This is a genomic window from Arthrobacter sp. ok362 (assembly GCF_900102785.1).
Lineage (GTDB): Bacteria > Actinomycetota > Actinomycetes > Actinomycetales > Micrococcaceae > Arthrobacter.
In genome coordinates, this window is the sequence record NZ_FNGC01000006.1 from 99,949 (window position 1) to 112,343 (window position 12,395).

The following is a 12,395-nucleotide window of genomic DNA, read 5'->3' on the forward strand; positions in this document are numbered from 1 at the left end:
TGGGTCTTTAGCTCAGCTGGTAGAGCGCCACGTTTACACCGTGGATGTCATCGGTTCGATCCCGGTAGGACCCACCATAAAAACCCCGTCATTCCGGACCACATGGTCCGCAAGGACGGGGTTTTGTGCGTCCTGTTGATCCGTTCGGCCGCGGTTCACCGGTCTCCGGGCCCCGAAATCTCCGGGCCCCCAAATTGTCCGGCCCCTAAAATGTCCGAGCCCCGCCCTAGCATGTCGGGCATGGAACACGTGATGGTGAAGACAGCCCCGGACGGGCGGCCGCTGGCCGTGGTCCGCGGGGGCAGGGAATGGTTGGTCGGGGCCGAGCCGGTGCGCTGGTTCGAGCGGGTCAGCTGGTGGGAGGCCGAGCGCCGGATGCCCAAGGGCCTGAGCCGCGTGGACGTCGAGGTCTGGCAGATCCAGGCAAGGCTTGGCCGCAACCGCGGATCGGCGCTGACCACCATGGAACTGATCCGGGACGGCCTCGGCGGCGGCTGGCGGCTGCGGGGGGCGGTGGCGGACGCCGCCTAGGGTACCGGGCCTAAGGGGCTGGGGCCGGCATCGATCGGCCGGTCCCGCCGGCTCCCGCTGGTGGTCCCGGACACCGGCGCCACCCGGGCATTGGAAAAGCCTTCCACCGCGACTATTGGGGGATGCCGCGGTGGAAGGCTTGTACACGAATATACCGTGAACGATTGGAAATGTGAAACACCGACGGCGTTTCACCGCCGCAGAATTAGGCCATTCGATGGCCTAATCGCAGGCGCCGGGACCCTGCCGCCTAGGATGTTTTCATGACCGCCACGAGTGCCCGACGCATCGCCAGAGTCCGCCCCCTTTCCCGTGCCGCCGAGGACGAACACTTCTTCGTCGCCAACGACGCACCGGACTTTGGCAGTGCGGCCGGCAAGGTGTGGACCGTAACCACCTCCCCGTTTCCTGGTTCCGCTGCCAACGCCGGCAGCCGGCCCCGCGGCGGCTGGGAAATCGGCGCGACGGTGGATGAAGCATCATTCACGTTCCTCGCGCCCAGCGTCCCGGCCAACGTCCTGGGCATGGCGCACAATACCGGCCGCGCGGGCCGCGACCTTCCGCCGCAGGCCTTCCATAAGGCGTCGCCCAGCGTGGTCGGACCGGGCGATGCAATTGAACTCCGCCCGGGCGTGGGCCGCGTCGAGCCGGAGGCCGAACTGACAATCGTCGTCGGAAGCAGGGCCCGCGGACTGACGCCCGGCAACGCCAGGAGCGCAGTCCTGGGCTACACGATCGGAAACGACGTCTCCGCCAGGGACTTGCAGAAATCCGACGAGCTGTGGATCAGCGCCAAGAGCCAGGACACGTTCACGCCCGTGGGGCCATGGATCGTCACGGATCTGACGGGCGAAGACCTGGCGGTCGGAATCAGACACAACGGCGTGGAGCTCAAGGCGGCCAGCACCGCCGATCTCGGGTGGAGGGTCGAGGAAATCCTTGCCTATCTGACCTCCTTCATGACGCTCCACCCGGGCGACCTGGTCCTGACGGGATTCCCCGCCGAGTGCGCGCCAATCGTTCCCGGCGACTCAGTCACGTGCCACATTGCAGGCATCGGCCAGCTGACCAATCCCGTGGAGTCCGCTGCCTGAGAGGCCGGCGGTCCACGACGAGGAGCGCTGACAGGGGAACCGCGGGCGAACGGCGCCAGCCGGGTCCCAATCCACGGCACCAGACATTATGATGGTTACTGTTCAGCTGACTGGACGGCATTCGAACGAGTGGCGCGGCGACATGCGCGCGATACCTGAAGGAGAATCATGGCCGATTCCCGAGTTTCCCGAACCTCCGACGGATTGGGGAGCGCCTCACCCGCGCCGGCTGTCACCCGTGCCGCCGCCGTGCTGGAAGCCCTGGCCGCATCAGCGACCGGACGCCTCACGCTCAGTGATCTGGCCAGGGAGCTGGGAATTCCGAAGTCCTCAACCTCCAACCTCCTGCTCGCGCTCGAGGAGGCCAGGCTTATCAACCGCCAGGGCGCGGAGTTCACCCTGGGCCGCAAATTGGTTGAGCTGGGTGCGGCGTACCTCAGCCGCCTCGACGAGGTCCAGGAGTTCTACCGGTTCTGTGAACAGGCTCCGACGCTTTCGGGGGAGACGGTCCGGATCGCCATGTTGGATGGAACAAATGTCATCTACCTCGCCCGCTACGAAGGACACCCGGCGGTACGCCTGACGTCCAACATCGGCGACAAGATGCCGGTCTCCCTCTGCGCCGTGGGCAAGGCGCTGATGGCGCGGCTGCATGACCACGACGTCGACGAGATGTTCCCCGACGACGCCGAACTGCCGGTCCTGACCCCGAAGTCGCTGCGCACGGGAGCCGAGCTCAAGGCGCAACTCGCCGTCATCCGGGAGCAGGGGTACGCGTTCGAGGACGAGGAATCCACCACCGGCGTCGTGTGCCTGGCTGTGGCCGTCCCGACGCGCGGCGCACACGGCCCCAGCCTCGGCCTCTCGGTCACCGCACTCAAGGCGACGTACTCGCAGGAGCAGGGCGCCATGATGGTGAAGGAACTCCAGGACCTCGCCCGGTCCCTCGGCAATCCCATGGGCTAGCACCCGAAACGTCGGGCTGTCCGGGGTACCGCGAATAAATCTGATTATTAATTGGCTAGTTGATCATCATGCTGTACGCTGTTCAGCATAGTGATTGGCCCGTAGAGGGTTGCTCACGTCCCACCAGACCAACGGGGGTCTGGAGTGTTCTTGAGGGAGTGCTTGTGACAACTAGTACTAATACACCGCTCGCTGAAGCGGACGGCGCCGTCGTCGATCCGGAACAGCTGCGACGGGCAACGCTTGCCAGCTCCGTGGGCTCCGCGCTGGAGTACTACGACTTCTACATCTACGGCCTGGCCTCGGCCCTGATCTTCGGCCCGCTGTTCTTCAAGCCGCTCGGCGAGGACGGGGCCCTGATTGCATCCTTCGCCACATACGGCGTCGGCTTCGCGGCCCGGCCCTTCGGCGGAATGGTCTTCGGGTACATCGGCGACCGGTTCGGCCGCAAGATGGTCCTCATCCTCACCATTGGCCTGATGGGGACCGCCAGCTTTGCCATCGGCCTGCTGCCGACCTACGAACAGGCGGGCATGCTTGGCGCCGTGCTCCTGGTGACCCTGCGCATCCTGCAGGGATTGGGTGCCGGTGCTGAACAGGCCGGCGCCACCACCTTGATTTCCGAGGTCGCACCGCGCCGCCGTCGTGGCTTCTTCGCCTCGCTCCCGTTCGTCGGCATCCAGCTGGGCACCCTGCTCGGCGCCGGAACGTTTGCGCTCATTGCCATGGCGGACAAGGCCGTCCTGGAAGGCTGGCTGTGGCGGATGCCCTTCCTGGCCAGCGTGCTCCTGGTTGCGGTGGCCATCTTCATTCGGCTCCGGCTGAAGGAAACGCCCGTCTTCCAGGAGCTGGAGAAGCACAAGAACGTGGTCAAGAACCCCGTCGGCCAGCTGTGGAAGCACTCCAAGAAGAACGTGCTGATCGGCATCGGCCTGCGGATGGGCGAAAACGGAAACTCCTCGATCTACTCCGCCCTGCTCATCGCGTTCCTGGCGGCAAAGGACGGCGTTTTTCCCGGCGACAAGTTCATCGGACCGGTCGGCCTGCTCATCGCCGCAGGCTTCGCCGCCGTCATGGTGATCACGTTCGGTGCGCTGTCCGACAGGTTTGGCCGCGTGCCCGTCTACCGCTACGGTGCGCTTTTCCAGGCGCTCATCGCGCTGCCGGCGTTCTATCTGGTGACGCTGGGCAACGTCACGCTCGTGTGGATCGTCATGGTGGTGGGCATCGCCCTCGGCGTTCAGTCCATGCTCGGCCCGCAGTGCCCGCTGCTGCCGGAACTCTTCGGCTCGCAGTACCGCTTCACCGGCGTGGCCATGAGCCGCGAACTCTCCGCCGTCCTCGCCGGCGGACTGGTCCCGCTGGTGGGAGCCGCGCTGCTGGCCGCCACGGACCATTCCTGGCTGGTGCTCGCCATCTATTCGCTGGTGCTTGCGCTGATCTCGTTCGTCACCACGTTCTTCACGCCCGAGACGGTGGGACGCGACCTCCTCCTGACGGAGGACGCGCACTAGGCGCACCCGCCCTTATCGGCACGCTGCCTGCAGGACCCCAGGCCGTGGCCCCTTCCACCAAGGAAGGGGCCACGGCCGTTTCTGCGCCTCGGGAAGCGCCTGGCGACGCGCGAAATACACGGCGCTACCGAATACCGGCGTCGACGGGCACTATGCGCGGCGCCGAGCGGAAGCCGCCTCGCCGGGCAGGAAGCGCGTCGCCGAGCGGAAGCCGCCGCGCCGGGCAGGAAGCGCGTCGACAGCAAAGGGCGGCCCCTCCGTTTCCGGAGAGGCCGCCCGGGTGTGCGCCGCCGCGCGGGCCGCAAGGATGGGAAGGAGCTGACTCAGTAGAAGTGCACCGTGTCCACGAGGTGGGGGAGTTCGCCGCCGTCGAGGTAGGTCCGCAGGTTGCTGCAGAAGCGTTCGGCGATCAGCCGGTTTTCGGCTGCGCTGAGGGCCGAAGTGTGCGGGGACACCATCACCCTGGGGTGTGTCCACAGCGGGCTGTCCTGCGGGAGCGGCTCCACGGCAAACACGTCCAGGCAGGCATAGGAGACCTGGCCGTTCCCGAGCGCCTCCAGGAGTGCCTCTTCATCCACCACGGTGCCACGGCCCACGTTGACGAAGACCGTTCCGGGCTTCATGGCAGCGAAGACTTCGCGGTTGAAGAGTTTTTCGGTGTACGGCGTGCCGGGAAGGGTGTTGACGACGGCGTCTGCGGTGCCGAGCAGGCCGGCGAGGCCGTCGTTGTCCGTGACCACCTCTATCCCGTCGATGGTCTCCACGGTCCGCTTGGTGCCGCTGACGCGCATGCCCAGGGCGCGGGCGATCCGTGCGGTCTCGAGCCCGATCTCGCCGAGCCCGGTGACCACCAGGCGGGAGCCGTTGACCAGGCGGGTGGGCGTGCGGAGTTCGGGCCAGAGCTTGGCGGCCTGGTCCTGTGCCAGTTCCGCGCTGCGCTTGAAGCCGTTGAGGATGGCGAGGGCGGCGAACTCGGCGAGCGGCAGGGCGTGCACTCCGGCCGAGGTCGTGACCTTGAACTTCTGCAGCGTCGCGGCGTCCAGTCCCGAGGCCTTCACGGCGCCGCCGGCGCCGGCCGCCATGGCATGGATCCACTCAAGCCGGGGATTGCTGCCGGCGATCCTGGCGAGGCCCGCCGGGCTTTCGTTGGGGAGCCCGTACAGGACCTGGGCCTTGTTGAGCATATCCCAGTAGCGCTCTTCCTGCTCCGGCGTCCGGCGGAAGTCCGGATCGCCCGCATGGTCGGCGGGAAAGCGTTCCGGCGGCAAGAGCCCGGGCTCGTAGAGAACGGTCACGGACGGATCTACGGCGCGGATGCGTTCCACCAGCTCTGCTTCGAGCGGGACGGCGATCGCGACGGTGGTTTTGGTCGTCATAGTGTTCATCATACTGAATAGAGGCTAGAATGCTGAACAAGTTTCGAAGATTTACCCACGAGGGATTTACCACGACGGAGTGAGGCAGCATGGAGATGGACCGCAAGGAGGCCGGCTTTGTCGGCCTCGGACTGATGGGCGCGCCGATGGCCGCCAACCTCGTCGCGGCAGGGTGGGCCGTCAGTGCCTGGAACCGGTCGCCGGCGGCACTGGATGCCTTCGAGGCCCGGGGCGGATCCAGGGTGGCCGTGGTCGAGGCTCTCCGCGACCACCCCGTCATTGTCTTCATGCTCCCGGATCTGTCCGACATCGAGGATGCCAGCGCCGCGCTCCTGGCCGGCTGGAGCGCCAGGCCGCCCGCCCCCGGCACCGCGGTGGTGGTCATGAGCAGCGTCTCGCCGTCCGCGGTGCAGGAATTCGGGGCACGGGTCGCGGAGGCGAGCGGAGGCAACGCCGTCGTCGTCGATGCGCCCGTCAGCGGCGGCACAAAAGGTGCGGTGGACGGAACCCTCGCCATCATGGCAGGCGCCAGCGAAGACGACTTCCGCCGGCTCCTGCCGCTCTTCAGCGCGATGGGCAGCATTGTGCGGCGGCTGGGACCGCTGGGTGCGGGGTCGCTCGCCAAGGCATGCAACCAGCTGATCGTGGGAACCACGACGGCGGCGCTCGCCGAGGCCGCGGAACTCGCCGAACGCTCCGGCATGGACGTACCTGCCCTCTACGAGGTGCTCGCGGGCGGACTGGCCGGCAGCCGGGTTCTGGACATCGTGGGGCCACGGCTCGCCGCCAGGAACTACGAGCCCACCGGACCCGCCAAGTTCATGCACAAGGACTTGTCCTTCGTGCTCGAAAGCGCCGCGGCGGCCGGTGCCGCAGTACCGATGGCGGCCGCCGGCGTCGAGCTCTATGCGGAACTCAAGCGCCAGGGGCTGGGGGACCGGGACCTCGCCGCCGTGCGGCAAACCATCTCCAACCTCAGCGACTACCCACGTGACAACCCAGCAGCAAAGACCAATTGAGGATCAGCGAACCATGAATGGACTTTTTGACCTGACAGGCCGGACCGCACTGGTCACCGGCTCCAGCCGGGGGATCGGCAACGCCCTGGCCCGGGCACTGGCCGACGCCGGCGCCACCGTTGTGCTCAACGGCACCAACGCCGAGCGGCTCAAGGCCGCCGAAGCCGCAATGGCCGCGGACTACCCGCCGGGCCGGGTGCACAGCTGCGCCTTCGACGTCACCAATGACGCCGAGGCGGCCCGGGGCGTCGCCTGGGTGGAGGAGAACGTGGGGCCGCTGGAGATCCTGGTGAACAACGCCGGGATCCAGCACCGGGTGCCGATGCTGGAGCTCGACGTCGCCGACTGGGAGCGGGTGATCTCCACGGACCTGACCAGCGCCTTCCTGGTGGGGCGCGCGGCGGCCCGGCACATGATTCCCCGCGGCCGGGGCAAGATCATCAACATCTGCTCGGTCCAGACGGACCTTGCCCGGCCCACCATCGCCCCCTATGTTGCGGCCAAGGGCGGCCTGCGGAACCTGACCCGGGCCATGACCGCGGAATGGGCCGGTTCGGGGCTGCAGATCAACGGCATCGCCCCGGGCTACATCCACACCGAGATGACGCAGAACCTCGTGGACGACGAGGCTTTCAACTCCTGGATCCTGGGCCGGACCCCGGCGCACCGGTGGGGGACCGTGCAGGACCTGGCCGGCCCGGCGGTGTGGCTGGCCTCCAGCGGCTCGGACTTCGTGAACGGCCAGACGATCTTCATCGACGGCGGAATGACGGTGGTGGTCTGATGGGCGCCGCGGCAGCACTTCCGGCCACGGCCGCGGCCGTGGTGGCCCACGCGGCGGGCGATCTGCGCATCGAGGACATTCCCGTGTCCGCGCCGGCGCCCGATGAAGCCGTCATCGAAGTCGCCTTCGGCGGCATCTGCGGCTCCGACCTGCACTACTGGCTGCACGGTGCCGCAGGGGAATCCGTCCTCAAGGCACCCCTGGTCCTGGGCCACGAGATCGTGGGAACCGTGATCCGCGCCGCCGCGGACGGCTCGGGGCCCGCGCCCGGCACGCCCGTCGCGGTGCATCCCGCCACGCCGGGTCCGGGCGGCGCCCGGTACCCCGAGGACCGCCCCAACCTTTCACCCGGCTGCACCTACCTGGGCAGCGCCGCGCGCTTTCCCCACACGGACGGGGCTTTCAGCCGCTATGCCACCCTGCCTGCCCGGATGCTGCGGCCGCTGCCGGCGGGGCTGGAACTGCGGACCGCGGCCCTGGCGGAACCGGCCAGCGTTGCCTGGCACGCCGTGTCGCGTGCCGGGGATGTGGCGGGAAAGACGGCGCTGGTGATCGGCAGCGGTCCCATCGGGGCCCTGGCGGTGGCCGTCCTCAAGCGCGCCGGCGCGCGGCGGATCGTGGCCGTGGACATGCACGACAGGCCGCTGGAAATAGCCCGTGCCGTGGGAGCTGACGCCGTCCTCAAAGGGGACGACGCCGAGGCGATCGCGGCGGTGGAGGCGGACGTCGTCATCGAGTCCTCCGGCAGCCACCAGGGCCTGGCCTCGGCGATCAAAGGCGCGGTCCGCGGCGGCAGGGTGGTCATGGTGGGGCTCCTGCCCTCCGGCCCGCAGCCCGTGCTGATCTCCCTGGCCATCACGCGCGAGCTGGAACTGCTGGGCTCGTTCCGCTTCAACGACGAACTCGATGAGGTCCTCGGTGCGCTGGCCGACGGATCGCTGCTGGTGGATCCCGTGGTCACCCACGCCTTTACGCTGGACCGCGGACTGGAAGCGTTCGAGGTCGCCAGGAACGCGGCTGTTTCCGGGAAGGTCCTGCTGGACTTCCGGCCGGCCCCGGCGTGAGGCGCGCCGCCGTCGTCGAGGCCCGGGCCGCGACCGGCGCGCTAGTGCCGCTCGACCGGGACAAACACCCGCGGCTGGTTCTTCCAGCTCGGCTCCATCTCCGAGATGGTCTCGCGCATGATCCGGTTCGAGGCCTCGCGCGCGGCGGCGGCATCCCCGGCGGCGATGGCCTCGGCGACCTCCACGTGCCACTGCAGCGCCGTCTCCCGCGGGTGGTCCGGCATCAGGCCGTGGATGGTGCGTCCGGTCAGCGTCTCGGTCACCTGGCCCACCATGTTGGCGAACATCTCGTTGCCGGAGCCGGTCAGCAACAGGGAGTGGAACAGGATGTCCAGCTCCAGGAACCGGGGCACGTCCCCGGCCTGCCCGGCATCGCGCATGGCGTGCGAGATCTCCACGAGCTCCCGGCGGAGCTCCTCGGGGGCGTTGGCCGCTGCCAGTTCGGCGGCCACCGGTTCGACGGCGGTGCGGAGCTCGGCCAGGGAGCGCAGCTGGGCGCCGCGGCCCTCGCCGGCCAGGCGCCAGCGGATCACGAGCGGATCGAACGGGTTCCACCGGTTCGAGGGCAGCACCCGGATGCCGACCCGCTTGATTGTCTCAACCAGGCCGAGGGACTGGAGGACCCGGACGGCCTCCCGGACCACCGAGCGGGAGACCTTGAGCTCGTCCTCAAGGTGCTCGGCAAGCATGACGTGCCCGGCCGGCAGCTCGCCGGCCACGATCCGGGTCCCGAGGTGCTCAATGGCACGATGATGGAGGCTGATTGACATAGTCGTAAGCATAATGCTGCGGGCCCGCTCCAGGCCGACCGGCGGGGCGGGCGCCTGTGATCATAGACTGTTTATGACGCGCAGTATTCCGCTACGTGGGCGCTGCTTTCCCGCAGCCCGCGGAAATACATATGGTTTATGGACAGCCACAAATCCTCAAGCGGGGTTCCGCCCTCTGCGGCGCAACCTGCCCGAGTCCTAAATGAACGTCTTAGATGAACCGCCGTGCATACATGGTCTACAGAAATCATGGGTGTACAGAAATGAATTGGAGTTTTGATGTCAGCACACATCGGTGTTACCGGCCTCGCGGTGATGGGGGCCAACCTCGCACGCAACCTGGCCCGGAACGGCTTCACCGTTGCCCTGCACAACCGGTCGGTGGAAAAGACAGACACCCTGCTCGCCAAGTACGGCGACGAGGGCGACTTCGTCCGCACGGAGACCCTCCAGGAACTCGTTGATTCGCTGGAGAAGCCGCGCCGCGTGCTGATCATGGTCAAGGCCGGCAAGCCGGTCGATTCCGTGATCGAGCAGCTCGAGCCGCTCCTGGAGGCGGGCGACATCATCATCGACGCCGGCAACTCGCACTACGAGGACACCCGCCGCCGCGAGGCCGCGCTCGCCAAGAAAGACCTGCACTTCGTCGGCATCGGCGTCTCCGGTGGCGAGGAAGGCGCCCTCAAGGGCCCCTCGATCATGCCCGGTGGCTCCAAGGAGTCCTATGACGCCCTCGGCCCGCTGCTGGAAAAGATCGCCGCCCACGTCGACGGCCAGCCCTGCTGCGCCTGGATCGGCACCGACGGCGCCGGCCACTTCGTCAAGATGGTCCACAACGGCATCGAATACGCCGACATGCAGGTCATCGGCGAGGCCTTCGACCTCCTGCGCTCCGGCGCCGGGATCGAACCGGCCGAGCAGGCCAAGATCTTCGAAGAGTGGAACAAGGGCGACCTCGCCTCGTTCCTGATCGAAATCTCCGCCGAGGTGCTCGGCCACGTTGATGCGAAGACCGGCAAGCCGTTCGTCGACGTCGTGGTGGATGCTGCCGGCCAGAAGGGCACCGGCCGCTGGACGGTCATCTCCGCGCTCGAGCTCGGCTCCCCGACCTCGGGCATCGCAGAGTCCGTCTTCGCCCGTGCCCTGTCCTCGCAGGCGGAGCAGCGTGTGCTGGCCCAGGAACTGCTGGCCGGCGGCGAGGCCGCCGTCGAGGTCCCCGAGAGCTTCGTCGAAGACGTCCGCCAGGCGCTCTACGCCTCGAAGCTGGTCTCCTACGCCCAGGGGCTGGACATGCTCACCTCCGCGGCCAAGGAATACGGCTGGGACCTGAAGCTGGATGAAATCGCCTCGCTGTGGCGCGGCGGCTGCATCATCCGCGCCGAACTGCTCAAGGAGATCACCAAGGCCTACGCCGCGGCGGAGAAGCCGGCCAACCTGCTCTTCGCCCCGGCGTTCACCAAGGCGATCGCCGAGGTCCTCCCGGCCTGGCGCCGCGTGGTGTCCACCGCCGTGCAGCTCGGCATCCCGGTTCCGGTGTTCTCCTCCTCGCTGGCCTACTACGACGGCCTGCGCCGCAAGCGCCTGCCGGCCGCCGTCATCCAGGGCCAGCGCGACCTCTTCGGTGCGCACACCTACGGCCGCGTCGATGCCGAGGGCACGTTCCACACCCTCTGGGGCGAGGACAAGTCCGAGATCGAGGCAGTCGACACCCACTAGCCGCACCACGGACGGCCGGCCCTTTCCAGATACTCTGGGAGGCGCCGGCCGTCCGTGTTTCCGCACCGCTCCTGCCCAAGGAGTTCAGCGCCCAAGGAGTTTTGCCCATGCCCCAGCCCGTAGCGTTTGTCACCGGTGCGTCCACCGGGATCGGTTTTGAAACCGCGAAGAAGCTTGCCGCGGCCGGCTTCGCGGTCTATGCCGGGGCCCGGCGGGTGGAGAAAATGGAGCCGCTGTTGGCCTCCGGCGTCAAGGTGATGGCCCTGGACGTGACGGATGAGGACTCGATGAGCGCCGCCGTCGGGGAAGTGCTGGCCGCGCACGGCCGGATCGACGTCCTGGTCAACAACGCCGGCTATGGGACGTACGGTTCGCTCGAGGAGGTGGAGCTGGCCGAAGGGCGGCGGCAGTTCGACGTGAACGTCTTCGGCCTGGCGCGCATGACGCAGCTCGTGATCCCCGCCATGCGGGCCGCACGTGCGGGCAGGATCATCAATATCTCATCGATCGGCGGCAAAATGTACGAGCCGCTGGGCGCCTGGTACCACGCGACCAAGTTTGCAGTGGAGGGCCTAAGCGATTCGCTGCGGCTCGAGCTCAAGCCTCACGGCATTGACGTGGCCATCATCGAGCCCGCCGGGACGCAGTCCGAGTGGGGCGCCATCGCGGCGCAGGGGCTGCTGGCCAGTTCCGGGAGTGGCCCGTATGGGGCCCAGGCCAAGGTGGTGGCGGCCGCCCTGGCCACTACGGACAACGCGGCAACCTCGGCGCGGCCTGAGCTCGCGGCCGAGGCGATCCTGCACGCGGCGACGGCGCGGCGGCCCAAGACACGCTACCCGGTGGGGGCCAGCGCCCGGGGGATCCTGCTGCTGCGCCACTTGCTGCCGGACCGGGCGTTCGACGCCGTCCTCTGGAACATCTACAAGCGGTTCCCCGGGTAGGAACGGCTGGATCCGGTATTCGGCCTAGATCCGGTATTCGATCAGGTATTCGGCCGGGTCGACTGCGGGCTTGGTCTCGCGCTGCGCGTCGCGGTGCCGCCAGGTGGCGGGCACGCCGGTGACGATTGATTCGGCCGGGGCGTCCTTGACCACCACGGCGTTGGCGCCGACGGCGCTGTCCCGGCCGATGGTGATGGGGCCAAGGATCTTGGCCCCGGCGCCGATCACCACGCGGTCCTCGATGGTGGGGTGGCGTTTGATCTTGGCGAGGGAGCGGCCGCCGAGGGTCACGCCGTGGTAGATCATGACGTCCTCGCCGATCTCGGCGGTTTCGCCGATGACCACGCCCATGCCGTGGTCGATGAAGAAGCGCCGGCCGATGGTCGCGCCAGGGTGGATCTCGATGCCGGTGAGGAACCGGGCGAGCTGGGAGATGAGCCGCGCCGGGAACCGCAGGGCCGGGTTTTGCCACAGCCGGTGCGTCAGGCGGTGGAACCAGATCGCGTGCAGGCCGGAATAGGCGAAGAAGTTCTCAAAAGAACCTCGAGCCGCCGGGTCGTGGGACCGGGCGGCGTCGAGGTCTTCCTTCAGTCTTGCGAAGAAGCTCACAAAGACCTTTC

The 12,395-nt window shown here is 67.9% G+C and carries 12 protein-coding genes and 1 tRNA gene; 10 read left to right on the forward strand and 3 right to left on the reverse strand.

Annotated features, from left to right (window positions below; genetic code table 11):
• Position 1: 1 nt before the first annotated feature.
• The 5 genes from BLQ10_RS09645 (at position 2) to BLQ10_RS09665 (ending at position 4,105) form a co-directional block, all read left to right on the forward strand.
• Positions 2–77, forward strand: a tRNA-Val gene (locus BLQ10_RS09645).
• A gap of 163 nt (positions 78–240) precedes the next feature.
• Positions 241–531 (forward strand): hypothetical protein, encoded by a 291-nt coding sequence (locus tag BLQ10_RS09650; RefSeq protein WP_175558554.1) that lies wholly within the window; start codon positions 241–243, stop codon positions 529–531.
• A gap of 263 nt (positions 532–794) precedes the next feature.
• On the forward strand, positions 795–1,625 hold the full coding sequence (locus BLQ10_RS09655) for a fumarylacetoacetate hydrolase family protein (RefSeq protein WP_091561182.1): 831 nt from the start codon (positions 795–797) through the stop codon (positions 1,623–1,625).
• 168 nt (positions 1,626–1,793) lie between these two features.
• Complete coding sequence (locus BLQ10_RS09660) at positions 1,794–2,591, forward strand: IclR family transcriptional regulator (RefSeq protein WP_091561186.1); 798 nt, start codon at positions 1,794–1,796, stop codon at positions 2,589–2,591.
• 164 nt (positions 2,592–2,755) lie between these two features.
• A complete protein-coding gene (locus BLQ10_RS09665; protein WP_091561511.1) occupies positions 2,756–4,105 on the forward strand; it encodes an MFS transporter in 1,350 nt (449 codons plus the stop codon).
• Between the two features lie 323 nt (positions 4,106–4,428).
• On the opposite strand, the gene BLQ10_RS09670 is transcribed toward BLQ10_RS09665, so the two are convergent.
• Positions 4,429–5,493, reverse strand: coding sequence for a D-2-hydroxyacid dehydrogenase (locus tag BLQ10_RS09670; RefSeq protein ID WP_091561189.1), 1,065 nt, complete (start codon positions 5,491–5,493; stop codon positions 4,429–4,431).
• Between the two features lie 83 nt (positions 5,494–5,576).
• On the opposite strand from BLQ10_RS09670, the gene BLQ10_RS09675 reads away from it, so the two are divergent.
• From BLQ10_RS09675 to BLQ10_RS09685, 3 genes are read left to right on the forward strand one after another with little or no spacing between them, the layout of a single operon-like run.
• A complete protein-coding gene (locus BLQ10_RS09675; protein ID WP_091561514.1) occupies positions 5,577–6,500 on the forward strand; it encodes an NAD(P)-dependent oxidoreductase in 924 nt (307 codons plus the stop codon).
• Positions 6,501–6,513: 13 nt separating this feature from the next.
• A complete protein-coding gene (locus BLQ10_RS09680; RefSeq protein ID WP_091561191.1) occupies positions 6,514–7,284 on the forward strand; it encodes an SDR family oxidoreductase in 771 nt (256 codons plus the stop codon).
• The gene (locus BLQ10_RS09685) at positions 7,284–8,348 is read left to right on the forward strand and encodes an L-idonate 5-dehydrogenase (protein ID WP_091561193.1); all 1,065 of its coding nucleotides are present in this window, start codon (positions 7,284–7,286) and stop codon (positions 8,346–8,348) included. The genes BLQ10_RS09680 and BLQ10_RS09685 overlap by 1 nt, the downstream gene beginning before the upstream one ends.
• A 41-nt stretch (positions 8,349–8,389) precedes the next feature.
• On the opposite strand, the gene BLQ10_RS09690 is transcribed toward BLQ10_RS09685, so the two are convergent.
• Positions 8,390–9,118, reverse strand: coding sequence for a FadR/GntR family transcriptional regulator (locus BLQ10_RS09690; RefSeq protein ID WP_091561195.1), 729 nt, complete (start codon positions 9,116–9,118; stop codon positions 8,390–8,392).
• Between the two features lie 279 nt (positions 9,119–9,397).
• On the opposite strand from BLQ10_RS09690, the gene gndA reads away from it, so the two are divergent.
• Complete coding sequence (gndA, locus tag BLQ10_RS09695; protein WP_091561196.1) at positions 9,398–10,834, forward strand: NADP-dependent phosphogluconate dehydrogenase; 1,437 nt, start codon at positions 9,398–9,400, stop codon at positions 10,832–10,834.
• Positions 10,835–10,941: 107 nt separating this feature from the next.
• Entirely contained in the window at positions 10,942–11,775 is an 834-nt protein-coding gene (locus BLQ10_RS09700; RefSeq protein WP_091561198.1) for an oxidoreductase, read from the forward strand.
• Between the two features lie 24 nt (positions 11,776–11,799).
• Here BLQ10_RS09700 and epsC read toward each other — a convergent pair whose 3' ends face one another.
• Complete coding sequence (gene epsC / locus BLQ10_RS09705) at positions 11,800–12,384, reverse strand: serine O-acetyltransferase EpsC (protein ID WP_018773413.1); 585 nt, start codon at positions 12,382–12,384, stop codon at positions 11,800–11,802.
• Between the last annotated feature and the right edge of the window lie 11 nt (positions 12,385–12,395).